The sequence below is a fragment of the Paenibacillus woosongensis genome, assembly GCF_030122845.1.
Classification (GTDB): Bacteria; Bacillota; Bacilli; order Paenibacillales; family Paenibacillaceae; genus Fontibacillus; species Fontibacillus woosongensis_A.
This window is the reverse complement of record NZ_CP126084.1, coordinates 1,721,929-1,747,492: the sequence shown is the minus strand read 5'-3', so window position 1 is coordinate 1,747,492 and position 25,564 is coordinate 1,721,929. Positions and strand designations below refer to the sequence as shown.

The 25,564-nt window shown below is 49.3% G+C and carries 28 protein-coding genes and 2 tRNA genes; 10 read left to right on the top strand and 20 right to left on the bottom strand.

The annotated features are described in order from the left end of the window. Positions 1-118: 118 nt before the first annotated feature. Positions 119-397 (bottom strand): helix-turn-helix domain-containing protein, encoded by a 279-nt coding sequence (locus QNH46_RS07715; RefSeq protein ID WP_283927585.1) that lies wholly within the window; start codon positions 395-397, stop codon positions 119-121. 93 nt (positions 398-490) lie between these two features. Between QNH46_RS07715 and QNH46_RS07710 the strand changes: the two genes are divergently transcribed. After that, positions 491-715, top strand: a complete 225-nt coding sequence (locus tag QNH46_RS07710) for a YozE family protein (protein ID WP_283927584.1) — start codon at positions 491-493, stop codon at positions 713-715. Here the strand turns inward: QNH46_RS07710 and QNH46_RS07705 are convergent. Both QNH46_RS07705 and QNH46_RS07700 read right to left on the bottom strand, forming a co-directional pair. After that, the gene (locus QNH46_RS07705; RefSeq protein WP_283927583.1) at positions 700-882 is read right to left on the bottom strand and encodes a hypothetical protein; all 183 of its coding nucleotides are present in this window, start codon (positions 880-882) and stop codon (positions 700-702) included. The two genes, QNH46_RS07710 and QNH46_RS07705, sit on opposite strands and share 16 nt — an antisense overlap. An 87-nt stretch (positions 883-969) precedes the next feature. Continuing rightward, the gene (locus QNH46_RS07700) at positions 970-1,161 is read right to left on the bottom strand and encodes a helix-turn-helix domain-containing protein (RefSeq protein ID WP_283927582.1); all 192 of its coding nucleotides are present in this window, start codon (positions 1,159-1,161) and stop codon (positions 970-972) included. A gap of 294 nt (positions 1,162-1,455) precedes the next feature. Here QNH46_RS07700 and QNH46_RS07695 point away from each other — a divergent pair, with 294 nt between their 5' ends. From QNH46_RS07695 to QNH46_RS07685, 3 genes are all read left to right on the top strand, one after another. After that, entirely contained in the window at positions 1,456-1,881 is a 426-nt protein-coding gene (locus QNH46_RS07695) for a helix-turn-helix domain-containing protein (RefSeq protein ID WP_283927581.1), read from the top strand. Positions 1,882-1,899: 18 nt separating this feature from the next. Then, on the top strand, positions 1,900-2,310 hold the full coding sequence (locus QNH46_RS07690; protein ID WP_283927580.1) for an ImmA/IrrE family metallo-endopeptidase: 411 nt from the start codon (positions 1,900-1,902) through the stop codon (positions 2,308-2,310). Between the two features lie 75 nt (positions 2,311-2,385). Beyond that, positions 2,386-3,624: a tyrosine-type recombinase/integrase gene (locus tag QNH46_RS07685; RefSeq protein WP_283927579.1), complete on the top strand. Its 1,239-nt coding sequence runs from the start codon at positions 2,386-2,388 to the stop codon at positions 3,622-3,624. Between the two features lie 96 nt (positions 3,625-3,720). Here QNH46_RS07685 and QNH46_RS07680 read toward each other — a convergent pair. The 11 genes from QNH46_RS07680 to ilvB all read right to left on the bottom strand — a co-directional run bounded on the left by QNH46_RS07680 (position 3,721) and on the right by ilvB (position 15,688). Further along, positions 3,721-3,791: transfer RNA gene (locus QNH46_RS07680), tRNA-Gly, on the bottom strand. A gap of 69 nt (positions 3,792-3,860) precedes the next feature. Further along, positions 3,861-3,937 (bottom strand) — tRNA-Pro (locus tag QNH46_RS07675). A gap of 132 nt (positions 3,938-4,069) precedes the next feature. After that, on the bottom strand, positions 4,070-6,190 hold the full coding sequence (locus tag QNH46_RS07670; protein WP_283927578.1) for a putative bifunctional diguanylate cyclase/phosphodiesterase: 2,121 nt from the start codon (positions 6,188-6,190) through the stop codon (positions 4,070-4,072). Positions 6,191-6,367: 177 nt separating this feature from the next. After that, on the bottom strand, positions 6,368-7,327 hold the full coding sequence (locus QNH46_RS07665) for an aldolase catalytic domain-containing protein (RefSeq protein WP_155609366.1): 960 nt from the start codon (positions 7,325-7,327) through the stop codon (positions 6,368-6,370). A gap of 334 nt (positions 7,328-7,661) precedes the next feature. Then, positions 7,662-8,783, bottom strand: coding sequence for an ATP-binding protein (locus tag QNH46_RS07660; protein WP_283927577.1), 1,122 nt, complete (start codon positions 8,781-8,783; stop codon positions 7,662-7,664). Positions 8,784-9,072: 289 nt separating this feature from the next. Continuing rightward, on the bottom strand, positions 9,073-9,480 hold the full coding sequence (locus QNH46_RS07655) for a hypothetical protein (protein ID WP_283927576.1): 408 nt from the start codon (positions 9,478-9,480) through the stop codon (positions 9,073-9,075). A gap of 281 nt (positions 9,481-9,761) precedes the next feature. Continuing rightward, positions 9,762-10,841, bottom strand: coding sequence for a 3-isopropylmalate dehydrogenase (gene leuB / locus QNH46_RS07650; protein ID WP_155609369.1), 1,080 nt, complete (start codon positions 10,839-10,841; stop codon positions 9,762-9,764). 190 nt (positions 10,842-11,031) lie between these two features. Continuing rightward, the gene (locus QNH46_RS07645; RefSeq protein WP_283927575.1) at positions 11,032-12,138 is read right to left on the bottom strand and encodes a glycerol dehydrogenase; all 1,107 of its coding nucleotides are present in this window, start codon (positions 12,136-12,138) and stop codon (positions 11,032-11,034) included. 152 nt (positions 12,139-12,290) lie between these two features. Further along, positions 12,291-13,283, bottom strand: coding sequence for a ketol-acid reductoisomerase (gene ilvC, locus QNH46_RS07640; RefSeq protein WP_213589091.1), 993 nt, complete (start codon positions 13,281-13,283; stop codon positions 12,291-12,293). A 165-nt stretch (positions 13,284-13,448) separates the two neighbouring features. Continuing rightward, the gene (ilvN, locus tag QNH46_RS07635) at positions 13,449-13,943 is read right to left on the bottom strand and encodes an acetolactate synthase small subunit (RefSeq protein ID WP_196427049.1); all 495 of its coding nucleotides are present in this window, start codon (positions 13,941-13,943) and stop codon (positions 13,449-13,451) included. Further along, positions 13,943-15,688: a biosynthetic-type acetolactate synthase large subunit gene (gene ilvB / locus QNH46_RS07630; protein ID WP_283927574.1), complete on the bottom strand. Its 1,746-nt coding sequence runs from the start codon at positions 15,686-15,688 to the stop codon at positions 13,943-13,945. Before ilvB ends, ilvN begins: the two co-directional genes overlap by 1 nt. A 686-nt stretch (positions 15,689-16,374) precedes the next feature. Here ilvB and QNH46_RS07625 point away from each other — a divergent pair. Then, positions 16,375-16,830, top strand: a complete 456-nt coding sequence (locus QNH46_RS07625) for a GNAT family N-acetyltransferase (RefSeq protein ID WP_283927573.1) — start codon at positions 16,375-16,377, stop codon at positions 16,828-16,830. A 21-nt stretch (positions 16,831-16,851) separates the two neighbouring features. Here the strand turns inward: QNH46_RS07625 and QNH46_RS07620 are convergent, their stop codons facing one another. The 5 genes from QNH46_RS07620 to QNH46_RS07600 all read right to left on the bottom strand — a co-directional run bounded on the left by QNH46_RS07620 (position 16,852) and on the right by QNH46_RS07600 (position 20,017). Continuing rightward, positions 16,852-17,178, bottom strand: a complete 327-nt coding sequence (locus QNH46_RS07620; RefSeq protein WP_283927572.1) for a hypothetical protein — start codon at positions 17,176-17,178, stop codon at positions 16,852-16,854. Positions 17,179-17,357: 179 nt separating this feature from the next. Then, a complete protein-coding gene (gene rplT / locus QNH46_RS07615; protein ID WP_055109039.1) occupies positions 17,358-17,717 on the bottom strand; it encodes a 50S ribosomal protein L20 in 360 nt (119 codons plus the stop codon). Positions 17,718-17,747: 30 nt separating this feature from the next. Next, positions 17,748-17,948 carry a 50S ribosomal protein L35 gene (gene rpmI, locus QNH46_RS07610; RefSeq protein ID WP_019639356.1) on the bottom strand — a complete coding sequence of 67 codons (201 nt, stop codon included), beginning with the start codon at positions 17,946-17,948 and terminating at the stop codon, positions 17,748-17,750. Positions 17,949-18,021: 73 nt separating this feature from the next. Beyond that, positions 18,022-18,516 (bottom strand): translation initiation factor IF-3, encoded by a 495-nt coding sequence (gene infC / locus QNH46_RS07605; RefSeq protein ID WP_213589095.1) that lies wholly within the window; start codon positions 18,514-18,516, stop codon positions 18,022-18,024. 262 nt (positions 18,517-18,778) lie between these two features. Further along, positions 18,779-20,017 (bottom strand): glycosyltransferase family 2 protein, encoded by a 1,239-nt coding sequence (locus tag QNH46_RS07600; protein WP_155609375.1) that lies wholly within the window; start codon positions 20,015-20,017, stop codon positions 18,779-18,781. 559 nt (positions 20,018-20,576) lie between these two features. Here QNH46_RS07600 and QNH46_RS07595 point away from each other — a divergent pair. Together QNH46_RS07595 and QNH46_RS07590 are read left to right on the top strand one after the other, a co-directional pair. Continuing rightward, on the top strand, positions 20,577-21,104 hold the full coding sequence (locus QNH46_RS07595) for a phosphatase PAP2 family protein (RefSeq protein WP_283927571.1): 528 nt from the start codon (positions 20,577-20,579) through the stop codon (positions 21,102-21,104). A 51-nt stretch (positions 21,105-21,155) separates the two neighbouring features. Further along, entirely contained in the window at positions 21,156-22,289 is a 1,134-nt protein-coding gene (locus QNH46_RS07590; RefSeq protein WP_283927570.1) for an MGDG synthase family glycosyltransferase, read from the top strand. Positions 22,290-22,411: 122 nt separating this feature from the next. On the opposite strand, the gene trmB is transcribed toward QNH46_RS07590, so the two are convergent. Further along, positions 22,412-23,122, bottom strand: coding sequence for a tRNA (guanosine(46)-N7)-methyltransferase TrmB (trmB, locus tag QNH46_RS07585; RefSeq protein WP_283927569.1), 711 nt, complete (start codon positions 23,120-23,122; stop codon positions 22,412-22,414). Positions 23,123-23,506: 384 nt separating this feature from the next. Here trmB and mnmL point away from each other — a divergent pair, with 384 nt between their 5' ends. The 3 genes from mnmL to QNH46_RS07570 all read left to right on the top strand — a co-directional run bounded on the left by mnmL (position 23,507) and on the right by QNH46_RS07570 (position 25,564). After that, the gene (mnmL, locus tag QNH46_RS07580) at positions 23,507-24,457 is read left to right on the top strand and encodes a tRNA modification radical SAM protein MnmL/YtqA (RefSeq protein ID WP_283928381.1); all 951 of its coding nucleotides are present in this window, start codon (positions 23,507-23,509) and stop codon (positions 24,455-24,457) included. A 2-nt stretch (positions 24,458-24,459) separates the two neighbouring features. Continuing rightward, entirely contained in the window at positions 24,460-25,041 is a 582-nt protein-coding gene (gene mnmM, locus QNH46_RS07575) for a tRNA 5-(aminomethyl)-2-thiouridylate-methyltransferase MnmM (protein WP_283927568.1), read from the top strand. 124 nt (positions 25,042-25,165) lie between these two features. Beyond that, positions 25,166-25,564: a VOC family protein gene (locus QNH46_RS07570; RefSeq protein ID WP_283927567.1), complete on the top strand. Its 399-nt coding sequence runs from the start codon at positions 25,166-25,168 to the stop codon at positions 25,562-25,564.

Sequence of the window (25,564 nt, the reverse complement as noted above, 5' to 3'; positions counted from 1 at the left end):
GATCGTGGCCTCTCTTCCAGACCGATTGGCCGAAGAAGATTTCAGCGTTACAATCGGGATCCGCGCAAATGTCGATTACTTCGTTTGAAGCCAAGTCGAGTACTTTACTCATAAGCTGTCACCGTCCGTTCTCTATTAAGTTTTCAATGTGCTTGTCCAGATCGATTTGCCTGAAAAATATCTGCCCTCGCAAACGATAAAATGGAACTTCGCCATCCTTCACCAGTCGCCTTAACGTTGAGGCCGAGACTTTCAGATACTGAGAGGCCTCCGTGACGTCGAAAATATTCGCGTATAGCCGGCGTTCTATTTCGGGCTTTAGCCTTTCGAGGAGCTGATCGAACAAGTTCGATTCAATATCTGAACGGATCGCCTCGATGAAATCAGTGGTTGTCATAGACTCCAACCTCCTATCTGTCGAATATTCCCTATTCCTCTGCTAGAATGGTAGTTGTCCATACCGACCAAAGAAGAGAGGAGTGCGTTAAGATTGAAGCCCAAAACAATACCTTGGACTTTTAAAAACTGGATAGCTAATTTCAATGGCGTCGACCTACCAATAGGTGACTTAGCTCAGGACATCTCTCGTGATCCAAATTTCCCCGATTCGGAAGACCGCGAAGAGCTGCGCAGCTATTTGTCTAGTAAAGCCAAACATCATGCCGTAATCGAAACTTTTGAAACCGTTTGGGATTTCTATCAAGCTTCCAGATGATCAACAATCAAAATCATTTCGGCGCTGACTGTTTCGCGGTCAGCGTCGTATTTCTTCCGCAAGTCATACTCCCCGTACAGTCCTGTGGAAACCACCTTTATCCCTGTACGATTAGACAATTCATCAATCAATGATTTAGTGGATGCATCCTTAAGCGACATAGTCACGGATTGTCACCTCGCTTTCGAAACAGGTATAAATACCAGAATCTTGGGGATACAGAGTATTAATGAGAAAAACAGATGAACGGAAATTCATGATTCGCTTTCCAAGCCCAACATTTCAGCAATGATAGGCTTTTGTTTCTCACCTTTACGATTCCCCCTCAAAATATCGGAAACGTAAGGCGCAGAAACATTTAGTTTTTCTGCAATATCTTTCAAGGTGATTCCTCTTTGGAGCATGATCTTTCTTGCCTCCGCCCCGAACTCTGAATACTTTTCCAACCTTCACCCCTCCCTTAAGAGAAAAATTGCTATTTGATTAGCTAAAATATTGACAAATATTAAAACTAGTTTTAATATATAGGCATAGCTAAATAAGACTTTAAAAAAAGCCTGACACAATACATTTTGTCCGCTCCCCAGCTTCGAAAATTGTATTTATTAGGTCGTATTTTTTATTGTCTTCTTTGGCTAATCAAATAGCTTACCTAGAGTATATTAAAACTAGTTTTAGTTGTCAATGATTTTTTTAAATCTAGTTTTAGATGCGGTAGGGTAACGAAAGGAAATGTTGTCATGACGGCTTTTGATCGCCTAAAAGAGCTTTGCGATTCGCAAGGAATTTCAGTCAACAAACTCGAAGAAAATCTCGATTTGAGCAAAAACACACTGTATTCATGGAAAAAGAACATTCCTAAAGGAAGTAACCTAATAAAAGTCGCCGACTACTTTAAAGTCTCCACAGATTACCTTCTTGGGCGCACTGATGAGAAAGAAACGTCACAGCCCTACTATGCCCTTACAGACAAAGACGAACGTGACATAGCCAAAGACCTGGAGCGCATGATGGAAGAACTCGAGAGCGGATCGTCGATGGCATTCATGGGAGAGCCTATGAGTGACGAGGATCGCGAGTTGCTGCGTATTTCGTTAGAGAATACTTTGAGGATGAGTAAAGAGATGGCAAAGAAGAAGTTCACGCCTAAGAAATTCAGAAAATAGCCTTCCGGGGGTTATCGAATGGAAATTTTACTTTCTAAGAGACTGATCAAAGCCCACGGAACCAACAATCCAACACGAATAGCAGCTGAGTCTAATTTAATGGTTCTGTACGAAGATTTAGGGGAAAATATCTGGGGGTACTACACCTGCATAAGGCGAATCCCGGTTATCCATGTTAACAGCCGCCTAGAGGGGTTCGCCGCTATATTTGCCCTTTCGCATGAGCTCGCACACCATTTTCTACACCAAGGGATAAACACTCCGTTCCTAAGGAGAAACACCCTTTTTTCAGTAGATAGAATAGAGCGTGAGGCTAATCGCTTTGCCCTGCACCTAATGATCGGAGATACAAAGCCCGAGATCGAGGAAACAAAGGGGAGCTTCCTGAAACGCTGCGGCATTCCAGAAGAATTTCATATTTTCTACTAACCTATGCGCTTTCCAGCCTAAGGGCTGTTTAAATATACCCAAAAATAGAACATACGTTTGGAGTGATGTTACAAAATGGCTTGGAGTGAACATCTAGGAGGCAATAAATACAAGATCGTAGAACGGGATCCCGCACTGGCAAAAATGCCGAAGCGATCTATTACTGTAGAAATGCCAGAAGAGATTGCGCGATCCAAATCCGAAAAGAAGAGAGCTGCTTGGTTGGCCGTCCAGGAAGAGGATTGGAGCGAGCTTGTAAAATCCGGAGAGTACAAGAACAAAGGGAAAAACAGAAGTAAGAGTAAAAGCAAACGCAAGGTAACCTTTGCTGATTTCATCCCGACCTGGAAAAAAGTCTATGCCGGCCCTAACATGGGTGGCAAAACGATTTTAAACACCATGAGTATTATTGAATCCAGGCTAATACCCGAGTTCGGTGACCGCTGGATCGATGAGATCACAACGCTCGAGCTAGCTGAATGGTTCGCCGATCTGAAGAACCTGAAAAGCGGCAAGCCCCTTGCTACAAATTCGAAACTGAACATCTACAAAGCGGCAAGCTCGATTTTTGAAAATGCAAAAGAGTGGAAAGTAATCAAAGAGAACCCCATGGATGGCGTCAAACGTCCAAGTCAAAGCAAAAAAGAGAAGAAGGAAATGCGCTCCAAGAAGCAGGCGTATAACCGAGCAGAGGTTGAGAAGCTCCTGGTTGCCCTCTACGCGCTTCCTAACGGGTGGAGGCTATATTTTACCGGGGTAATGCTTGGGGGCTTCAGACGGGGTGAATTCTTGGCCGTAGAGTGGCCTGATTTAGATTATGATCGATGTGCAATCTGGATCGAGAAACAGATTACATTAGACGAAGAGGGAAATAAGATAGAAGGCGAAGTAAAAACGGAAGAATCTGAGGGCTGGGTCGCCATGCCAAAATGGTACATGGACGAGCTAAGGAGATATCGGAAGGAATGGCTTAAGGAAAGATTTAACGCCAAGAACTGGCAAGGCGGCAATAAGGAATATGTATTTCATGGAGGTAATGGTGTCATGTATTATCCAACCACTCCGACGCTGACCTGGGGCCGGTTCCTTAAAAAGAACGGACTTCCCCATGTCAAACTGCACGGGCTAAGACACACCGCGGGGATGCTGTTGCGCGAATCAGGAACTGACCTTAAAACGATCCAGGAGAGATTGCGGCACACCAAACTAGATACAACGGCTAACATCTATACCCACAAGCTAGAAAAGATTAACCGGGCTGCTGCGGATCAACTTGAAGACCTTAATCCTAAAAGGCTCAAAATTGCCCCATGAATTGCCCCATAAGCCGAAAGTCGTCAGCCGTTTGTCGAAAAATGCGCAAAAGAAAAACCCTTGTGGCGCAAGGGTTTCAGGGTGAAAACATGACTAAGCGGGTGATGGGAATCGAACCCACGCTACCAGCTTGGAAGGCTGGAGTTCTACCATTGAACTACACCCGCAACTCTGCCCACAAAAGTGAAGATAAGCTTCAGTAAAAACTGATTACTTCTGCAAGGGCAACTATATTATGGTCGGGACGACACGATTTGAACATGCGACCCCCTGGTCCCAAACCAGGTGCTCTACCAAGCTGAGCTACGTCCCGAGGCTTCAATCGAGCAAGCTGCTCGTGAAGACAAAAATAAATATACCACTTCTGTTCCATCAATGCAACAGCTAATTTATTACAATTGGTCCGCGCACCCTGCGCAACTTTGTTATAACAATGAAGATTGCCCTATCCGGCAATACGGGTGAGAAAACGGCGCTCAAACAACCCTGCTGGCACCGGCTTGCTGAACAAATAACCTTGCCCCTCATGGCAATTCTGAAGCTTGAGAAATTCAAGCTGCTCCTCGTTCTCGACCCCTTCAGCTGTGACTTTCAGCTGCAGATGATGCGCCATCATCGTAATGGTGGAGACGATAGCCGCTCCGCTTCCGTCCATCATAACCTCCTTGACGAAGGAACGATCGATTTTGAGACGATCGATCGGCAGCGTCTTCAAATAGTAAAGAGAGCTGTATCCCGTGCCGAAATCGTCGATGCTAATGTGAACACCTAGCCGCTTCAGCCTCTGAAGCTGCTCAAAAGCCGTGTCGATGTCAAATGTCATGCTTTCCGTCACCTCCAGCTCCAAATATTTTGCTTCCAGACCGACCTCCTGCAAAATGCAATCGACTTTATCGGCCAAATTGTGCTGGCGGAATTGCCGCATGGATAAGTTGACGGACACGCATATCGGGGTATAACCATCGTCCTGCCACCTCTTATTATAGCTGCAAGCGGTACGCAGCACCCATTCCCCCAGTGGAACGATCAGTCCGCTGTCTTCAGCGACCGGAATGAACTCGCCCGGCGAAAGCACTCCCCGGCGTGGATGGTTCCAGCGCACCAGAGCCTCCATGCCAACCACCCGGCCGCTGTCGAGGCTGACCTGAGGCTGAAATTCCAGGAAAAATTCCTCCCGCTCCAAGCCTTTCCGCATATCGTTCTCCAGCTCTATTCGGGATTGGGTCTGATTCTTGATCGCAGCCGTATAGCGGACGAATTCCAGTCCCTGTTCCTTCCCATTATGTACAGCCATATCGGCATTTTGAATGATTTGCTCTACGTTTTGGCCGTCAAGGGGATATATGGAGAGCCCCATGCTCAGGGAAATATGATACTCGGTATTTTCAATTGTTACCGCCGGGTGAATCGATTTAAGCAGCTGCAATGCCCTGATCTCGATCGCCCGCGGATCCGAATATTCCGGGATCGTGACCGCAAATTCGTCTTCTCCCAAACGGTAGACGCCCTCCTCTGGTAAACAACGCCGGCTCACCCGCGCTCCCAAATCGGTTAGCAGCTTGTCGCCCGCTCGATATCCAAAAGCATCATTAATCGCCTTGAAGCGATTGATGTTCAGGACGGCCACTCCTGTGTAAAGCCCCGTCCTGCCTTCTGGCACCAGATGGCCGGCCAGACGTTCCTTCAGCCGTCGAAGATTAGGCAGATTCGTCAAATCATCGTGATAGGCCATATGCATCATTTGAGCCTCCGCAAGCTGTTGGCCGCGAAACGGCTCCTCAATCGTTAGGCGGTAGACCCCTTTTAGCACGTAATAATAGGAAATAGCCGTAAACCATTCCCCGGCAACATGGGCAATTCCAATATCGAAGGGCTCCGCTGCCGTCAGTAATATATGCCCGATCATCATAAATAAAAGCGCACAGACGACTGTTAATGCCGCTGGCGGACGCTCCTTCCGGTACCGGTACAATATCGCGAATATTCCGAGCGTATACAGAAAGGGCACGACAATCCAGACCGCCTGCTTCGTTGTCCCGGGAGCCTGATTCCCAAGAAGCTGGGGAAGCTGAAACTGGTATTTGTACAGCAGTACGATGCCTACTAGCAGTAAAACTGACGCTCCTGAAAAAGCAGCCGCTTTATGGCGCATGGACACCTGCTTGTCCGGCACACTGAAAATAAACAGCATCCCTAACGCCCCGAGCAAATGGGACAATAACATGAACCACGCGGAGACCGTATATCCAGGCATAAAACCAAACAAAGAAACGCCGACGAAAGTGGCGATATGAAGCACATCCAATGTACCGACGATGAAAAACAACACGGCAGAGTAAAGACGCTGCCTGGACAGTTTGTCCGTAAATAGCATCCAGCCCTGCGCAAAGACTGCGAAGGCCACCGATCCATACATCAGCCCAGCGAGCAAATACATCGCCAGACGGGCCGAAGCAGAGATAACGGGAGTATCAATGGCTGTTGAAAGATAAACAACACCCAGCATCGCCAGCAAACCGAGCGAGCCCTGAATGATCGTAGACTTCTCTTCTTTCCTGATTTCCATAATATTCAACCCCCGGAAATGGTAAAATGCGGTGCCCAGTCATGTTGCGTTTAACGAAACTAGGTATTATCCCGATGGTTTGCAGCTATTAATATTTCAACATTTTTCGTTTATTTTCCTGCTTCTTTAGCAAAAAAAAAGCGCCATGGTTTGTTTCACCATGACGCTAAAGTTACATTATTTTTTTTCAAAGCTCACTTCAGGCGTCGTCAGCTTATCGTAGAATTCTACCGCTTTGTCCTTATCAGCCGAAGCGCGCAAAGCCATGGCCGAACGCGGATGCTCATCCAGAGTTCCCGTAATCATGTAAGGGATAAGGTAACCCCATTCTTCCTTCTCGCGAAGCGGAATCATCAGTTCTTCCAATACCCCAAGTACAGGGCGAAGATTGTATTTTGTATTTTTCAAATGAGTAACGAGCAGCTCCGTAGGGCAGTTGCCCGCCGCGCGGCCCATGCCGTATACTGAAGCATCCAGCAGCTCAACCCCCAGGTCTGCAGCGACCAGCGTATTAGAGAATGCTAGCTGCATATTGTTATGCGTATGGACCCCAAGCCGTTTATTCGGCAAATGCGTCTTAAATTTATTCACCAAGTGCTCCATATCTTTGTAATCCAGGCTGCCGTAGGAGTCTACAATGTAAACTACGTCTACGACGCTCTCCTTGATCATTTCGAACGCTTCGAGCAGCTCGTGCTCCATCACATTGGACAGCGCCATGATATTAATCGTCGTCTCATATCCGCGGTCATGGAATACTTGGACAAGCTGCAAAGCTTTATCTACGTCCTTAACATAGCAAGCCACGCGAATGAGGTCGAGAAGGCTCTCGCTGCGCGGCAAAATATCATTCTCGTCAACGCGGCCAATATCTACAAGCGCGGAAAGCTTAGTATGACCCTTTTGTGGGATTACTGTACGCAAAAATTCATCGTCTAGGAAGCGCCAAGGACCTGCATCATCGGCACCCTTCAACAGCTTCGGAGAGTTTTTATATCCGATTTCCATATAATCAACGCCAGCTTCATTAAGTCCGGCATACAGCTTCTGCACAAACTCCACACTGAAATCCCAGTTGTTGACTAATCCGCCGTCGCGAATGGTGCAATCTACAATCTTGCTCTGATTCACTTTCATGTTACCGATTCCCTTCGTCGTATGTTTTACTATCCATCTTACTTTAATAGAATTCAAAAAGTAAAGTAATTATTGTAAGCTAACCTCTTCTTATGAATATGTTAGCAACTGGTACGGGGTAACCGGGACTGATTTACTTCCATGATTGGCATCATTATCTTCATCCTAATATTAGGTATTAAAAAAGCAAAAAAGGCGCCTGCGCCTCCTGCTCCCAGAAAAACTCCCGTCCGTCCAGCAGGCTGCAATAATGCCTCAGCACCTTCCTCCAGCTCTAACTAATATTCGGTTATGTTCAGGAGAGCCGCGATACTTAACACAGTTCTCCTGAAGGTTAAATGACTTTACTTGACACGATTGGAAGCGCTATCACAAAAACAGTCCCAATCCCTTTCATACTATCGACAGAAATATTGCCTTTATGATTTCTGATGATCCGGTAGCTGACGGATAACCCGAGGCCGGTTCCCTTCTCTTTCGTCGTAAAGAACGGGTCGAACAATCGACTTAATAACCCCTTATCCATGCCATTCCCATTATCCTGTATTGAAATATGGACGTACTTATCTACCAGCTTCGCATCTAAATGTATAGTTCCGGTATACTCTGCATCGCTTACTTCCTCAATCGCATCCATCGCATTCTTGATGATGTTGAGCAGAACCTGCTTGATCTGCTTAACGTCAATAGATACGTACATTTCTCCATCCATGACCTGTAAATGGATTTCGCACCCTTTCATCAGTGCCTCGCTCTCTGTCAGCAGAACAACTTCCTTCAGCAAAGAAGAAACGCTGATGACGCTTTTTTGGGGAGCAGACGGTTTGGAAGAGTTCAGAAATTCATGGATAATGTCATTGGCCCGATCGATTTCTGTCAGAATGATTCGCGCATACTCATCGCGGCCAAGCTGAATCAAATGCGGGCGTAATAGCTGGATGAATCCACGGATTGCGGTCAAGGGATTGCGAATTTCATGGGCGATCGCCGCGGAGATTTTACCGAGCATAGCGAGCTTGTCGTTCTGGTAAGCCGTCTGCTCGATCTGCTTGTAATCCGATACATCCTTTACGCTGAGCAAATAATCTCCATCCATCTGATCCCCGTAAGTAATCGTGATCAGCCAATGACGACCGTATTCGTCAATGAGCTCATGATATTTTTTGCGGTGAAAAATAGCTTCTCTGTATATTCGCAATATTTTTCGCTTCTTGAAGCGACTAAGGTGAGGGTGACGCAGCATTTGCAGCAAGTTGCAGCCGATCAGCGACTGGCGTGGCATCTCCATAAGCTTGGCCATTTGTACATTAATAAAAGTTAATACGCCTTCGCTATCAAACAGTATAATTCCACTATCGAGATTTTCTAGGACATTCTCATACTTGTTCTTGACAAGCTGCGTCGATTGAAATGCCTTGACAGACTGCAGCAAAGTTTCCTGGAACTCACTTAACAAGTTGATTCCCCCTTTTCCCATAATGGTATCCCTGCCAATCCGACAACATTCAACCCTACTCCAAGCTGCAACCTTACCATTTCAAACTTCGGGCTCCTTAAGACAAAGGACCGATTAGATTCTCCTATTTATAATCAGACAAATATCAAATGTTATTACCCTAAAATAGAGAACTTTAATCACTCTTATCATAGTAAACATTTTTATTTAACGTCAATCAGAGATACTGTCGAAAAAAGATGGATAAAAAAATGAAGCAGCCCGCTTGGGGCCACTTCATACTAACGTCCTATTTATTGTAATGGAGCCGTGCTTTACGGCGGCTCATGACGGCGAGACGCTTCTTCAACTCGCTTTCCCATTTCGCGTCCTGAATGCCTTTGGCGACCGCAAGCAGATCCAGCGCCATATCAATCTGGCTCTGCACGATATCCAGAGGATCCTCATCCTCTACGTTGACGCAATTGCCAAAAATCGTCTCCTCGTCCTCCATAATAAAATCCCCGAAGTCGATTTCCGAAACGCCGTCGCCATGCGCATATTCCGCCAGTATCTCATATTCATGCTCTACTTTATAATGAACTTCCACCCGATGGCATACCGGACAAAGCAGCAGGGGAACATTATGAACCTGTGTACGATAATGCTTCAACGTCCCCTTAGTCCCGACCATGCTGGCTCCACAGCAAAAACTCATTCCCCATCACCCTTTCCCGATTTAGACTTCGGTATTTCCTTTAATTTATTCGTGACCGCTGCTTTAGATTCCTTCGAATCCTTGTAATTATACACTCTTTTTGCGATTTTTGAGCTTAAAGAACTAAATTTCTCTACTATATATGAGGGAAAAAAAGCCCCCTGCCTCTGGTCAAACAGCCAGACAGGGGACATCATTATTCCGTTCAAAAGCTCAAGTTATTATCGCTTCGTTCCAGTCCACTTCGGATGCCAGCGGCCTCCGGTTATAAACTTAGAACTCTATTTGCGGATAGCCGCTACAATCAGGTCTCCCATTTCTTTCGTGCCGATGGCTTTGCTCTTGTCGACCGCAATATCCCCGGTACGGTGACCCGCGTCCAATACCTCGGCTACCGCTGCCTCGATAGCATCTGCGGCATCGGCGTAACCAAAGGTCAGACGGAACATCAGAGCGACGGACAAAATCGTCGCGATCGGGTTCGCCAGGTTCTGTCCGGCAATGTCAGGCGCAGAACCGTGCACAGGCTCATACAGACCGAAGCTGCCTTCCCCTAGGGATGCGGACGAGAGCATACCGATCGAACCGGTCAGCATCGCTGCTTCATCGCTAAGAATATCGCCGAACATGTTCTCCGTGACGATAACGTCGAAGCTGGCTGGACGGCGCAGCAGCTGCATCGCACAATTGTCTACAAGCACATGTTCCAGTTCAACATCCGGATATTCGGGAGCAACCCGGTTGACGACTTCGCGCCATAGGCGTGAAGTCTCCAGAACGTTGGCCTTATCGACAGAAGCCAGTTTCTTGCGGCGTTTCTGGGCAATCTCGAACGCCTGGCGCACGATGCGCTCCACTTCGTTTACATTGTATGCGCAAGTGTCCACGGCTTCCTGCCCGTTCTCGGTTTCGCGGCGGAATTTCTCACCGAAATAAATACCGCCTGTCAGTTCGCGAACAACCATCAAATCGGTTCCTTCAAGCACTTCCGGTTTCAGTGTGGAAGCATCCTTCAGGCAATCGAACACAACTGCCGGACGAAGGTTCGAGAACAATCCCAGCGCTTTGCGGATGCCAAGCAGCCCTGTCTCCGGACGAAGCTCCTTCGGATTGTTGTCCCATTTTGGACCGCCAACTGCCCCAAGCAGAACAGCGTCGGCACGCTGACAAATTTCCAAGGTTTCCTGCGGCAGCGGAGTGCCTTTCTCATCAATCGCAATGCCTCCAAACAAAGCATGCTCCGTCTCAAAACGGTAACCGAACACTTCCTCCGTACGCTTGAGGACTTTTTCTGCTTCAGCTACAACCTCAGGGCCGATTCCATCTCCAGCGATAACCGCAATTTTCTTCACTTCTGTCATGACTTACAACTCCCTCTTCATCACTATACTCTTCGAACAATACTCTTCTTCTAGTTGTAACATAACGGGTAAGGATAAACAAAGATATAGAATCTATTAATGCTATAGGTTTTAGCTATAACACAAAAAGGGATTATATCCGCCTGTAGCGGATCATCCCTGAAAATTACATTGACTTCATGGCAGAGGATTACTCACCGCGGTACGCTTCTGCGATCGCATTGGCCGCCACAATGGCATTATACACGTCATCCGGGGTGACCGGGAATGGCATATTTCCCATCGTATCACCTTCCGCACAGGCCGCCTCGGCCACCTGGCGCCATTCCTCCTCGACGAATTTGGTTACGCCGAGATCCTTTAAGGTTAGAGGAAGGCCGACCCCTTTCACGATGCCGATCACTGTCTCCAGCTCCTCCTTTGGAGCATTTTCCAGCACAAGCTGGGCAAGCAGCCCAAAGGTGACCTTCTCCCCATGCTGCGCCTTATGAAGCGACGGAACGGCGGTCATGCCGTTATGAATTGCATGGGCTGCGGCCAAACCGCCTGATTCGGCGCCGACGCCGCTCAGGTAAATCGTTGCCTCTATCGTATCCTCCACGGCCTTGGTCGCTACACCCTGCTCTACGGCCCGCTGGGCCTTTACCGCATTTTCGATCAGAGTCTCGTAACATAGCCGTGCTAATCCGAGTCCTGTCGTCGACGGCTTCATCAACGCCAAGTTGTCGCCAAATGACTGATAGCAGGCCCGGGCTTCGAAATATGTCGCCAAAGCATCGCCGATGCCAGCCGCAAAAAAACGCGGCGGAGCTGCGGCCAATATTCCGGTATCTGCCAACACGATGTCCGGGTTACTTGGCAGGAACAGATACTCGTCGAAGGAGCCATCCTTCTTGTATATGACCGCAAGTGCAGTGCATGGAGCATCGGTAGAGGCGATCGTAGGGAAAATAACGACCGGCAGCTTCTCATAATACGCCGTCGCCTTGGCGGTATCGAGCGTCTTGCCGCCGCCGATGCCAACGATGATGTTGGCTCCTGCTTTGCGGGCCAGCTCGCGGTGGCGGTTGATTTCTTCCTTCGTGCATTCATAGTTGAACTTTTCAAATACAGCTTTATTGCCGCCCTCCTCGATGGATTTCCCCGCCTCCTGCCGGGCGCGCTCCAGAATGAACTCGTCGCAAACGATATAGGCGCTGTCGCCAAAGAACTGCATGTATTCATTAAAGCTCGCAAGAAGTCCTTTTCCGGTAATGTATTTCTTAGGGGAAGTAATCGATTTAACGTTGTTCTTCATGCTGGTTTGATCTCCTTTGGTTAAATTTCTGCTCCGTTCCCCTTTAGGATAAGCTAATCCGACTGGATTTAAACACATAAGCGCGATATGATCTGGCGGGCGCAAAAAAGCCGCGGAGTTATCTCCACGGCTTGATTTGTAAGTATGAATAATTACTTCTTGATCCAGTGCATCAGACCGCGAAGCTCTTCACCCACAACTTCGATCGGATGGTTGGCTTCATTGCGGCGGGTAGCCGTCAAGAAGGCACGGTTGGATTGGTTCTCCAGGATGAAGTCGCGCGCGAATTTACCTTGCTGGATGTCGGACAGCACTTCTTTCATCGCTTTCTTCGTTTCTTCGGTTACGATGCGAGGTCCTGTAACGTAGTCGCCGTATTCCGCAGTGTTGGAGATGGAATCGCGCATTGTCGCAAGACCGCCTTCATAGATCAGGTCAACGATCAATTTCAGCTCATGCAAGCACTCGAAGTAGGCCATCTCCGGAGCATAGCCAGCTTCTGTCAACGTTTCGAAACCCGCTTTGATCAGGGCGCTTACGCCACCGCACAGAACAGCTTGTTCACCGAACAGATCTGTTTCTGTCTCTTCGCGGAAGGAAGTCTCGATAACCCCGGCACGCGTACAGCCGATGCCTTTAGCATAAGCCAGGCCGATTTCTTTGGCTTTGCCAGTCGCATCTTGGTGGATAGCGATCAAGCCAGGAACGCCGAAGCCTTCAACATACGTACGGCGAACCATGTGGCCTGGCGACTTAGGAGCAACCAGAAGCACGTCGTTGTCTTTGGAAGGCACGATTTGTCCGAAATGAACGTTGAAGCCGTGAGCAAAGAGAAGCGCAGCGCCTTTTTTCAAGTTAGGAGCAATTTCGTTATGGTATACCGAAGCTTGAGTCTCGTCTGGCATCAGGATTTGCACAACGTCAGCACGGCTTGTCGCTTCAGCAACGGACAATACTTCGAAGCCGTCTTCTTTGGCTTTGTCGAAGGATTTGCCTTCGCGTAGACCGATTACTACGTTCAGTCCGCTATCACGCAGGTTTTGTGCGTGAGCATGACCTTGGCTTCCGTAGCCGATAATCGCGATCGTTTTTCCTTTCAATACGCTAAGCTCTGCATCTTTTTCATAGTACAAAGTAACTGCCATTTGTTATAGCCCTCCTAAAATTTACGGGGCCGCCATTGGCGGGCTCCCTTATATTAGATTCTATCCCCTTGATGAGCGGGTGCTTCAAAGGACCATGCGTCCCGTCCTTGCCGGGAGATCCCTTCAAGCACCCGCTCACCGATGGAAATGATGGTAAAACTCGTCTTATGCGTTGCCGCGGATCATCGCGGTGACTCCTGTACGAGACAGCTCGCGAATACCGTAAGGATGGAGCAGCTCGATCATCGCATCAATCTTCTCCGTATCGCCGACGACCTGGACGATCATGCTGTTTGTCCCGATATCGACAACAGCGGCGCGAAAGGTCTCGACTACGCCCATGATTTCCGGGCGCTCCGCCGGCTCGGATTTCACTTTGATCAGCGCCAGTTCGCGGGCGACCATCGGCTTGGAGCTAAGGTTAACCACTTTAATAACATCGATGAGTTTATACAATTGTTTCTCAATTTGTTCCAGCGTTTTGTCGTCGCCTTGGGTCACGATGACCATCCTGGACAATCCTTCTTCCTCGGACTGGCCCACAGTGATGCTCTCGATATTAAACCCGCGACGGCCGAACAGGCCGGAAACGCGCTGCAGGACTCCTGGCTGATCATTCACTAATACGGCTATCGTATGGCTTGTCATTGTCGTCGTCATTATTCACAGTCCCCCATCAGCATTTGATCAATGGTGGAACCCTGGGTAACCATCGGATACACGTTTTCCTCTTTGCTGACCACGAATTCCACCAGCACAGGTCCCGGCGTCTCCATCGCTTCCTTCCAGGCTTGCTTGGCTTCTTCCTTGTTCGAAGCCCGCAATCCTTTAACGCCGTATGCCTCTGCCAATTTTACAAAATCCGGGCTGCCGGCCAGATCGATATGGCTGTAACGATTCTCGTAAATGAGCTCTTGCCACTGTCGAACCATGCCAAGCACCTGGTTGTTGATCACGACAACCTTGACCGGAATGTTGTTGATGGCGCAGATCGCAAGCTCTTGCGCGCACATCTGCATGCCGCCGTCACCGTTGATCGAAATGACGAGCCGGTCCGGATGGGCCATTTGCGCCCCGATCGCTGACGGAAATCCGAAGCCCATCGTGCCGAGGCCGCCGGAAGTGATCCAGGAGCGCGGCTGATTGAACTTGTAGTACTGTGCCGCCCACATCTGATGCTGTCCGACATCCGTCGTCACGATCGCTTCGCCCTTCGTCGTATCGTTCAGCAGTTCAATAACCCATTGCGGCTTAAGCACCGTATCGGAATCCTTGTACTTGTAAGGCTTGTCGGCCATCCATTGGCTGATCTGGCTTCTCCAGGCATCCGCTTTGTCACTGCGACTCACTAGCGGATTGAGGAGTTCAAGTACTGTCTTCACATCGCCAACTACCGGAATGTCCGTCTTCACGTTCTTGCCGATTTCCGCAGGATCGATATCGATGTGTACTACTTTAGCATGAGTAGCAAATCCGTCAAGCCGTCCGGTAACGCGATCATCGAACCGGGCCCCGATATTGATCAGCAAATCGGAATTCTGAATGGCTTGGTTAGCCGTGTACGTACCGTGCATTCCCGGCATCCCCATCCATAGCGGATTGCCGCTCGGAAATGCGCCAAGGCCCAGAAGCGTCGTTGTGATCGGAATTTCCGTCCGGGTTACGAACTCAAGCAGCTCTTCATGCCCCCCGGAGTAGACAACCCCGCCGCCGGCAAGAATGACCGGACGCTCCGCTTCCTTGATCGCTGCCGCTACCTTCTCCAGTTGATGCTGGTTCGGTACGACCTTAGGGTTGTAGCCGCGAAGGTTAATGCTCTGAACCGGTTCAAACAGGGTCTTGTCTGCGGATACATCCTTCGGAATGTCGATCAATACCGGGCCTTTGCGTCCCGTATTAGCAATGTGGAACGCTTCGTGAATGACTCGCGGCAGCTCTTCTACACTGCGCACCAAGTAGCTATGCTTCGTAATCGGCATCGTGATGCCGGTAATATCTGCTTCCTGGAAGGCATCCGTTCCGATCAGGCTGGATACGACATTCCCGGTAATGACCACGAGAGGAACCGAGTCCATAAACGCCGTTGCGATTCCGGTGACTGTGTTCGTCGCCCCCGGTCCCGAAGTTGCGATACATACACCTACTTTGCCGCTTGCCCGTGCATAGCCGTCAGCCGCATGAATCGCTCCCTGCTCGTGTCTTGTCAGCAAGTGATGGAAATCCTTGAAGCCATACAACGCATCGTAGATATACAATACGGCCCCGCCCGGGTAACCGAAGACGCATTCGACACCTTCTAGCACCAAGCTCCGTAGCAATATTTCTGATCCCGTAATGACTTCTGGTTTCATCCATTTCTCACGTAATTGTTCTGTAGACCGCACTGCTGGTATTTGCGCGCTCATCAGTCATCCTCCTTCCAAAATTTAAGTATTTCTAAAGAAATACAACAAAAAAAACCTTCCGCCCGCCAGAACAGTCTCCTGTTCCGAGGGACGAAAGGTTATCGCTTCCGTGGTACCACCCATTTTTACCCGGTACCTCACAGCACCGAGCCTTGACGAGTAGGGACAGCAAATTCCTTACTCGTGGCCTTTAACGCAGGCCTGACGATTTTCCCTAATAGGCTCGAAGCGGAGTTTATCATGGTATCCGCAGCTTCGCTTTTCAGGAAAACAGCTCCGAGGTGAGCTCGCATTTAAGGGATATTGGTGGGTGGTCTCAGCAAATCCATCCACTCTCTGAGCAAAGAGCCCTTAAACCTTCGTCCTCTTCATCGCCGATAAGCTATGAACGTTAAAATGTTTAGACACATTATATGATTAGTTCGCGCATAGAGTCAATACCCTTTTGCCATATGTTTTCAGACACTGGCCCGAAACACCTCATCACACTGCTGAATTGCAGGGATAAAAGGTTTTTGCTTTCCGCCTTTTATCAAGGCTGTCCTTTTCCATATTCCTCCTCAAAAGCAATTAACCTCCTTCAGCTTTCAACTTCGCCTCATTTCGTGTCAGGAAACCATTTGCCCCGCTGCTTCATATGATATATTAAAATGCCCTTCAATCAGCTCAAGGAGGAGTGCTGGCGAATGATTCGTTATAGAAGACCCAAGCAGGATGATCCCGTCATTATCAATCTTGTCAAAAAGGAGCTTGTCCCTCATTCGAGCATGTCCCGGCCGGAGTTGGAAAAAGCAATTCGGGATATTCCCAGGCGTCTCACTCAGGGGATAACGCTGGTTACTTCTCCTTATTATGAGGCCGATCCCGTCGCTTTTATCCACTTCTTGATCCACGGGGAGCTGCTGTACATCGACATGATGGCCGTAGCCTCCCAGCATCAGCGGAAACGCCACGGCAAAACCCTGATGGCGCATGCCGAAAATTTAGCCGGTTCCAGAGGGTGCACCAAGGCAAAAGTTCTGGTGGACCAGGAGAATACCCGGGCCCACCTGTTTTACCAAAAGTCCGGCTATGAAACCATGAGATATATCCCTGTTTCGCGATGCTTTGAGCTGGAAAAAAGGCTGCTGCTGCGCCTTTAAGCTTTAGCTTCCTGTTAGGCTTTAGAAAAAGCCGTAGGGATAACCGTAACCTCCGTAACCTCCGTAACCTCCATATCCTCCGTATCCTCCGTATCCTCCGTGGCCATGACCGAAAGGAAATCCGCCAAAGCCAAAACCGAAGGGAGACGTTCCAATTGCGAGTAAGTCAAACAAGACGAGCGGAACAAACGCTTTCGTCTTCACCTTCTTGCCCGGCTGGCGCACGATCAAGCGGTTCCCGCTGATTTTGACCAATTTTCCCGTAACGATGGTTCCATCCTTTTTCACGGCGGTTATATTTTTGCCAACATATTTTGCGGCTTCTTTACGCGTAACCGGTTTATTCACTTCATTCTCCTCCTTGAATAGAATTAGCTTGCTTCATGCCAGTGTATTCACCGGCCGCTCTATTCGCTTCCACCATCGCCTTGCACGAAAAAAACATTCTTCCGCCCCGCCTCTGGCCGCTGCAAGCACAAAAAAACAGGCACCCCAAAGGGGTGCCTGTTTGTGCGTTAGCGCAATACTTACGCGTTGATTTTCTCTTTAGCCACTGCAGCCAAAGAGTTAAATGCGTTCAGATCATTAACGGCGAGGTCAGCCAGCATTTTGCGGTTGATGTTCACCTCAGCCAGTTTCAAGCCGTGCATCAATTTGCTGTAAGTCAGTCCGTTCAGACGAGCTGCAGCATTAATACGAACGATCCACAATCTGCGGAAATCGCGTTTTTTCGTGCGACGGTCACGGTATGCATACAGCAGGGATTTCATAACCTGCTCGTTAGCTGTTTTGAAAATGCGGTGTTTCGAGCCAAAGTAACCTTTAGCAAGCTTCAATACTTTTTTATGACGACGACGAACAACGAATCCGCCTTTTACTCTTGCCATATCAATAAACCTCCCAGAAATTTAAGTGAATTACTTCAGATTTGCAAGTTGCTGTTTCAAACGTCTAACGTCCCCAGCGTAAGCTACAGGGCTGTTTGCCAGAACGCGTTTGCGACGGTTCGACTTGTGGGACAGCAGGTGGTTGCGGTTCGCTTTGTAACGTCTAACTTTACCCGATCCTGTAATTTTGAAGCGGCCTTTCAGGCTGCTGTGGGTTTTCATTTTAGGCATTGTACTTCCCCCTCAAAGTTTGTGGGCACAACTTCGCGAAAGCTTCCGGCGAGCGGGCTTACGCAAGCGGCTCTTAATTTTTCGGTGCCAAAATCATAATCATGCTGCGGCCTTCCAGCTTGGGAATCCGCTCGATCGAGGAAATGTCCGCAACCTCGTCTTTGACGCGGTCCAGGATTTTCTTCCCGATATCAGCATGCGTAATTTCGCGGCCACGGAAACGCACCGAGCATTTCACTTTGTCGCCATCCTTCAAAAATTTGATCACATTGCGGAGTTTGGTCTGGAAGTCATGCTCCTCGATGTTCGCGCGGAACCATACTTCCTTGATATCCACTGTCTTTTGATTCTTACGGGCTTCCTTCTCTTTCTTCTGCTGCTCGTAACGGAATTTGCCGTAATCCATAATCCGGCATACCGGCGGCTTAGCCGTCGGCGCCACGTTCACCAAATCCAGATTCAGATCGATGGCCATTTGCAGTGCCTCACGGATCGGCTTGATGCCGATTTGTTCACCTTCAGCGCCTACCAAACGGACTTCTTTCGCCCGTATCTCATCATTGATCAAATGTTCCTTACTGATAATTCTACACCTCCACTTAGAATTTTCGGTCTGCTGCAACCTCAATTGTAAAAATTAAAAAGGGATGCAGGCATCGCCTGCATCCCAAATTGATCATCAAGTCATCATGAATATAAACATTCATAAATCATCGGATCAAAACCAGCCGACATCATCGGTCAGGTGAGAAGACAGCGCCTCTACTTACAATCCATTTATTTGTTCCATGCTTAAATAATTTACCACACGATCAAACAGTAGTCAAGCATCATCCTTGCTTGCTTTGAACTTCCTCCAACCGAACGACACGTGTATGCTCGGTATGGCTCCACTGTTTATTGTTCTGCGTAAAGAACGCATAGAAAGTAATCGGCCACCACGAAATCAGATACAGCGGGAATAAGACGAGATAGGCATATACCTTCTTCGACTTGACCTCCTCCAGCACCATTGCCGCCAGAAAAATAAACACGTTAGCCGCAATCGCGATGAACGACACCCATAGCGGCAGGTATCCGTACAACGTAGCGAAATTCGGACCGTTAAAGAACGATTGGTCGACCCATATCAAAGCGGTTAGCAGGAACGTGAGCAGCACGATATATACGTTCACACCGTACAGAGCCATGTCCAGCTTCACCATACTCCGCTCCTTGATGCTCTGCCAGAGAAGCGGGAAGAAGTAGCGGCGGGCCACCGTAAAGTGCCCCTGCATCCAGCGCAGGCGCTGGCGCGCTGACGCCTTAAAGGTCAGCGGCTTCTCGTCAAACAGCTTCGCGTCGTAATTGAACACGGGATGTACTCCCTTTTCGACGCAGCGCATTGTGAACTCAAGGTCTTCGACCAGGCTCGTTGCTCCCCACCCGATTTCCTTAAGGAGTTCGGTCTCAAAGCACATGCCCGTTCCGCCGAGGAAGTTGGCCAGGCCCAAATTATGCCGCGACAGCTGCCACAGCCGATTGCAGTACCAGTAAGAAATGCCGTAAGCGGCAGTGATCCAGGAATCCTCCGGATTCTTCGTATCGATATAGCCTTGAATGACGCGGGCGCCGGAGCATAGATCATTATTCATTTCGCTAAGGAAATCCGGATGCGCCAGGTTATCGGCGTCGAACATGACGACCGCATCATATTGGCGCGGCATTTTCCAAAGCTGCTTCAGCATCCATTCGATCGCATAGCCCTTGCCCCGCAGGTTCTCGTTGGTGCGGACGCAAGCGGTCATGCCGTGGCTGCGCACGATATCTACCGTTCTGTCGGTACAGTTATCGCAAATGACAAACACGTCATAAAGCTCTTTCGGATAGTTCAACTGCTTCAAATTTTCCATCAAGGCCCCGACTACAGTCTCCTCGTTATGCGCTGCGACAAGCACCGCAAAAGACTTCGTCGGCGGGAAGTGTACCTTTTTCTTTTTCTTGTACATCCCGAACAATGCCAAACCAAATTGATACACCCCAACAATGGCCAGTACGATTTGCAACGATATCAAAATGGTGTCCATCATGATTTCGCATACCCCCTTACCCCTTTTGAATTTTCTTTTTTTCTCTAAGCGGTTTTTTTAATTTTCTCTAAACCATGACCCTGCGCCACCGTTTCTGATAAAAATCTTAATTCTTCTGCAGCGCATTAAGATTTTCCATGACTTTTCATCATTTGTCAAAGCTAATCTCGCGGCATCCTTCACGAAATACCTGCAAAGTCGCCGTATAATCGCACAGGACTCTCCCGCTACCTGCACATGAGTGCGGTTATTTCTTATTTTCATCAATTTTGGCGTTTTTTATTTCATCTGCACCTCATGAAAATGAGCGTAAGCAGCTTGGATATATAGCCCTTTGTAAACATAGACGAAAAATAAAGCATAAAAGTTTACTAAATTGCTCATTTTACTTTAAACTTTTTTGCTATGATTTGAATCATTGTATAAGCTGGATAGCGGCAAAGTCAAAATCGGGTAATCAGATTAGACAAAAAAAAAGGCCTCCATCCTTGAAATGATCACGGATTAAAAATATGATTAGTCTAACCTGAAAATGCCTTGCTGCGCGCGGAGGGATCAAATGACTCGATTTATTCAAACGTTAAAACAACTGGATCAAAAGCTTTTTATGGGAATTAATGGCCGCCTGCACGGCAGCTTTCTAAATTTCTGGCTGTATTACCTGACTCATCTGGGGGGAGCCACGTTTACGATCAGCTCCTCGCTGCTCGTGTGGATCTTCGCGCCCAAGCCTTGGAGCACTGCAGGACTTCAGTCCTGCGTAGCACTGGCTGCCAGCCATATTCCAGTAGCGCTTGCCAAGAAGACCTACCCGCGGGTTCGCCCTTATTTGACCCTCCCGGGTACGAAAACATTCCGCAATCCGTTAACGGACCACTCGTTTCCATCCGGGCATACAACGGCTATTTTCTCCGTTACAATGCCCTTCATGCTGACCGAGCCAAGCCTCGCATTTATATTGGGACCGATCGCGCTGCTGGTTGGAATATCAAGAATATATCTGGGCTTGCATTACCCTTCGGACGTGCTGGCAGGCGCCGCCGTAGGCACGCTAACGGCCTTTGGCACGGTTGCATTATGGCCATAAAGGGGATATTGTTAAGTAGAGGGAAAACCTTCTGAGAAAAGGTGAAACTAAGTGTCTAAACAAAGAGTCTTGCTTTTATCTGAGGGATTCGGAGCCGGTCATACCCAGGCAGCCTATGCGCTTTCCAGCAGTTTACGCAAGCTGGCACCTCACATTCAGACGAAGGTACTGGAGCTTGGCAGCTTTCTGAATCCTAAAATGGCTCCATTGATCATTACAGCATACAAAAAAACGGTATCATCGCAGCCCCGTCTCGTACGCATGATGTACCGCAGCAATTATAAGAGATCCTTGAACCGATTGACGACGGCGGCGCTCCATCGGATATTCTATACCCGCACGACCCAGATTATCCGCCAGCTCCATCCCGGTGTCATTGTATGCACACACCCGATTCCCAGCGCGGTCATCTCGCGCATGAAACGGCTTGGGCTGAACGTCCCCCTCTGTACCGTCATTACGGATTATGACGCGCACGGGACATGGGTCAGCCGGGAGGTGGACTGTTACCTGGTCTCTACCGAGCAGGTCAAAGAGAAGCTGCTCGAACGCGAGGTTGAGGAGAGCAAAATTCGAATCACCGGCATACCCGTTCATCCGAATTTCTGGGAGCGCCACAGCAAAGAGGACATCCGCCGCCAATTCGCTCTCAAAAACATGCCCACGGTCCTAGTGATGGGCGGAGGCTGGGGGTTTATGAAGGATGAGGCGGTCAACTCGCTTCTTGCAACGCACAGCGATAAGATCCAGGTGATTTTCTGCTTCGGCAGCAATCAAAAATCGCTGGAGAAGATGAAGAAAGACCCGCGCTTCATCCATCCGAACATCCGTCTTCTCGGCTTCACCCGGGAAATCGACAAGCTGATGGAAGTATCCGATCTGCTGATCACGAAGCCGGGAGGCATGACCTGCACCGAGGGGCTGGCCAAAGGAATCCCCATGCTGTTCCACAAACCTCTTCCCGGACAGGAGGAAGAGAACTCCCACTATTTTGAATCGCAGGGATGGGGAACCTTAATGAACTCCCTCGATGATATAACCAAATGGATTCATCGCCTGACGGACCGGTACGATGAGGTTGCGCTAGCCCGGGAGAAGGTGCTTGAGCAAATCGCCAAATACCATCCGATGCAAAGCGCGCAGGCGATCATGGACTTGCTGGAAGAGAACAAAGTCCATTCCTAAGAGCAACGAAAATCAAACACTGAGGCTGCTACTCTGCTTCTTAAAGCGGCAAATGGCTCCTCGCCCCAAGTCAAACAGGCCACCGATAATTCGGTGGCCTGTTGTTATGATTGGCGATATGCCTATTGGAACTGCTCCATTTTATGATCGTGATAACGCGCCAATGCCGCTTCTCCAATGATGACCTCACAGCGGTGAATATTCACGCCCTGATTGACGAATTTCGTCTCATACTCCGTCATGACATGCTCTTCATTGATGCCCCCTTGATGCAAGTCCAGCGAAATATCATTCAGCTGCAGCCCGCATGCCGTAAAGGCATTCAAAGAGAACTGGAACAGCTCGCGCGAATCCGTCTTGAAATGAATTTCCCCGTTCTCGTTAAGCAAAGAGCGGTATTTCTCCAAAAATCTCGGATGGGTCAGCCTGCGGCGACCGTGCTTCTTCTTTGGCCATGGATCGCTGAAATTCAAGTATATCCGCTCGATTTCGCCCGGTGCGAAAAACTCCTCGATCGACTCGATATTCCCCAGCGCCAATCTGACGCTCTGAGGCTCCTCCTGTCCCTGCTCCTGCCATATTGCGCGCACCTTCTCGCTGGCCCTGCGAACCAGCTCATCGTACATATCCATGCCTATAAAATTAACATCCGGGTATTTCACGCTCATCCCGCTGATGAATTGTCCTTTGCCCATCCCCAGTTCGATATGAACCGGACGATCGTTGCCAAAAACCTCGGACCAGCGTCCCTTGTATTCCCGTGGATCCAGGACAACAAGATGTTTCTGCTGCTCCAGGTTTTCCCGAATTCCTTTTCTGCCGCGTAAACGCATGTGTATTCCTCCGCTTTCTGTACATCCCTGCGGCTTAAGTCCGCAAAGTTTTCTGATACTGCAATTATTGTGCCGAAGTTCGTCCCTCTTGTAAAGGGGAGAAGTGAGAAAAAGGAATCTTGCGGCCGCCGGGGAGACGGTTTACGCAGATTCCTTTTTCATATATTTGGAATTGGGGTCCAAACCATATTTGTATTACATTCAAAATAACATATTATGTAATCTATCGCAAGAAAGCAGCGGGGCCCAGTTCCCATTTTTCCACATATTTTGATACAATAAAATAACGGCAATCCCCTGTTAATGCGGCTTAGCGGGGATTGTACCGCTCGTAATTTTTTTGTGACAATATAAAAAAAATTGCGACATTGTAAAGGAGTTATGATGAAGATTGAAATGATTTCCTCTCCGAAGCTGTGGGGAGATAAACGTTTTCACACCTGGAATTACGAAATGCGCGAGGAATTTGGCGAAAAAGTGTTTAAGGTGATGCTTGATGCCGGCTTCACTTGTCCGAACCGCGACGGCTCCATTGCTAAAGGCGGTTGTACGTTCTGCAGCGCTCGAGGCTCCGGCGATTTTGCGGGAAGCAGACGCGACGACTTAGTGACACAATTCAACAAAATTCGCGACAGACAGCATTTAAAATGGCCTCAGGCCAAGTACATCGGCTATTTTCAGGCCTATACGAACACCTATGCTCCGGTCGAGGTATTGAAGGAGTACTACGAGGCCATTCTGGAGCAGCCCGGCGTCGTCGGCTTGTCGATCGCCACCCGGCCGGATTGTTTACCCGACGACGTAGTCGACTACTTGGCCGAGCTCAACGAGCGAACTTACCTATGGGTTGAAATGGGACTTCAGACCGTCCATGAATCCACGTCACAGCTCATTAACCGGGCTCACGACACGCAATGTTACCTGGATGCGGTCGAGAAGCTGCGGAAGCGGGGCATCCGCGTCTGCGCGCATATCATTTACGGGTTACCGCAGGAGACCCATGAAATGATGCTGGACACCGGCCGGGCCGTGGCAGCGATGGATGTGCAGGGGATCAAGATCCACCTGCTGCACCTGATGCGCAAGACACCGATGGTCAAGCAATACGAAGCTGGCCTGCTCCGTTTTCTGGAGAAAGACGAATATGTGAAGCTCATCGTCGATACGCTGGAATTCCTGCCTCCGGAGATGGTCGTTCACCGTCTGACCGGCGATGCTCCAAGAGATCTTCTGATCGGCCCGACGTGGAGCCTGAGGAAGTGGGAAGTGCTGAACGGGATCGACGGCGAACTGAGACAGCGAGACACCTGGCAAGGGAAATATTGGAGGGGATAAATATGGGCTTCATGTCTGTACTTAGCTTTGCCCATAAGCTGATTGGCGAGCGGCTGCAGCCGGGCGAGCCGGCTATTGATGCTACGGCAGGGACTGGCCAGGATACCCTCTTGCTCGCCCGGACCTCCGGCCGAAGGGGACAAGTCTATGCCTTCGATATTCAAGCCGAGGCGCTGGCTCTCACTCGGCAGAGGCTGGACCGGGAGCAGGACAGCCGGCTGGCCGAGGTTACGCTGCTGGAGCGGAGCCATGCCGAGATGGAAGCGGCGCTGCCTGCAGCGGTTCACGGTACGGTGGGCGCGATCATGTTCAACCTTGGTTACCTGCCGGCTGAGGGCGCCGATGCCACCGTCATCACGCTGACGCAAACAACGCTTGCAGCGCTGGAAGCCAGCCTCAGGCTGCTGCGGCCGAAAGGGATCGTGACGATCGTTCTCTATCCCGGGCATCGGGGAGGCGATGAGGAAGCAGGCGCCGTCGAGAGATGGGCGGCCTCCCTTCCTCCTTCCGCCGGGCAAGCGATCGTCTACCGGCAAATCCAGAAGCCGGCCGCTCCCTATTTGATCGCCATCGAGAAAAGGTAATGCGGTAAGGTTTCTGAGAATGATACTCTGTGAAAGATAACCTGTGATAAGTGTTATGTGGTTAGTAATTTAAATTACGTTTGAAGCGTATTTGCCAAATTAACTAGGATTAGAGGGATTGAATATGACCATTCGGAAAATCGAGCATATCGGCATCCGCGTCACCGCGCTGGAGGATTCCATCGAGTTCTATGAGCGGGTGATCGGTCTTAAGCTGCTACATATCATCGGCGAAGTGGAGGATGAGCTGCGCCTCGCTTTTCTAGCCTTCCCGGGTCAGGAGAACGTCGAAATTGAATTGATTTACGTCCGCGGGGGCGAAGCCCTGCCAAGTGAAGGCCGGGTGCATCATATCGCATTTACCGTCAGCCATATCGAGGAGGAGTACAAACGGATCGCCGAGCTCGGCCTGTCGGGCATGGACCCCGAAATCCGCGCGATCCCAAACGGCAGCCGCCTCTTCTTCTTTAACGGGCCTGACGGAGAACGGATCGAGTTCTTTGAACCGGTGCATTTAGCGTAA

Coding starts and splice junctions, on each gene's coding strand:
- QNH46_RS07715 (WP_283927585.1), bottom strand. CDS start 397: ATGACAACCACTGATTTCATCGAGGCGATCCGTTCAGATATTGAATCG.
- QNH46_RS07695 (WP_283927581.1), top strand. CDS start 1,456: ATGACGGCTTTTGATCGCCTAAAAGAGCTTTGCGATTCGCAAGGAATT.
- QNH46_RS07690 (WP_283927580.1), top strand. CDS start 1,900: ATGGAAATTTTACTTTCTAAGAGACTGATCAAAGCCCACGGAACCAAC.
- QNH46_RS07685 (WP_283927579.1), top strand. CDS start 2,386: ATGGCTTGGAGTGAACATCTAGGAGGCAATAAATACAAGATCGTAGAA.
- QNH46_RS07670 (WP_283927578.1), bottom strand. CDS start 6,190: ATGGAAATCAGGAAAGAAGAGAAGTCTACGATCATTCAGGGCTCGCTC.
- QNH46_RS07665 (WP_155609366.1), bottom strand. CDS start 7,327: ATGAAAGTGAATCAGAGCAAGATTGTAGATTGCACCATTCGCGACGGC.
- QNH46_RS07655 (WP_283927576.1), bottom strand. CDS start 9,480: ATGAGTTTTTGCTGTGGAGCCAGCATGGTCGGGACTAAGGGGACGTTG.
- leuB (WP_155609369.1), bottom strand. CDS start 10,841: ATGACAGAAGTGAAGAAAATTGCGGTTATCGCTGGAGATGGAATCGGC.
- QNH46_RS07645 (WP_283927575.1), bottom strand. CDS start 12,138: ATGAAGAACAACGTTAAATCGATTACTTCCCCTAAGAAATACATTACC.
- ilvC (WP_213589091.1), bottom strand. CDS start 13,283: ATGGCAGTTACTTTGTACTATGAAAAAGATGCAGAGCTTAGCGTATTG.
- ilvN (WP_196427049.1), bottom strand. CDS start 13,943: ATGACGACGACAATGACAAGCCATACGATAGCCGTATTAGTGAATGAT.
- ilvB (WP_283927574.1), bottom strand. CDS start 15,688: ATGAGCGCGCAAATACCAGCAGTGCGGTCTACAGAACAATTACGTGAG.
- QNH46_RS07625 (WP_283927573.1), top strand. CDS start 16,375: ATGATTCGTTATAGAAGACCCAAGCAGGATGATCCCGTCATTATCAAT.
- rplT (WP_055109039.1), bottom strand. CDS start 17,717: ATGGCAAGAGTAAAAGGCGGATTCGTTGTTCGTCGTCGTCATAAAAAA.
- rpmI (WP_019639356.1), bottom strand. CDS start 17,948: ATGCCTAAAATGAAAACCCACAGCAGCCTGAAAGGCCGCTTCAAAATT.
- QNH46_RS07600 (WP_155609375.1), bottom strand. CDS start 20,017: ATGATGGACACCATTTTGATATCGTTGCAAATCGTACTGGCCATTGTT.
- QNH46_RS07595 (WP_283927571.1), top strand. CDS start 20,577: ATGACTCGATTTATTCAAACGTTAAAACAACTGGATCAAAAGCTTTTT.
- trmB (WP_283927569.1), bottom strand. CDS start 23,122: ATGCGTTTACGCGGCAGAAAAGGAATTCGGGAAAACCTGGAGCAGCAG.
- mnmL (WP_283928381.1), top strand. CDS start 23,507: ATGAAGATTGAAATGATTTCCTCTCCGAAGCTGTGGGGAGATAAACGT.
- mnmM (WP_283927568.1), top strand. CDS start 24,460: ATGGGCTTCATGTCTGTACTTAGCTTTGCCCATAAGCTGATTGGCGAG.
- QNH46_RS07570 (WP_283927567.1), top strand. CDS start 25,166: ATGACCATTCGGAAAATCGAGCATATCGGCATCCGCGTCACCGCGCTG.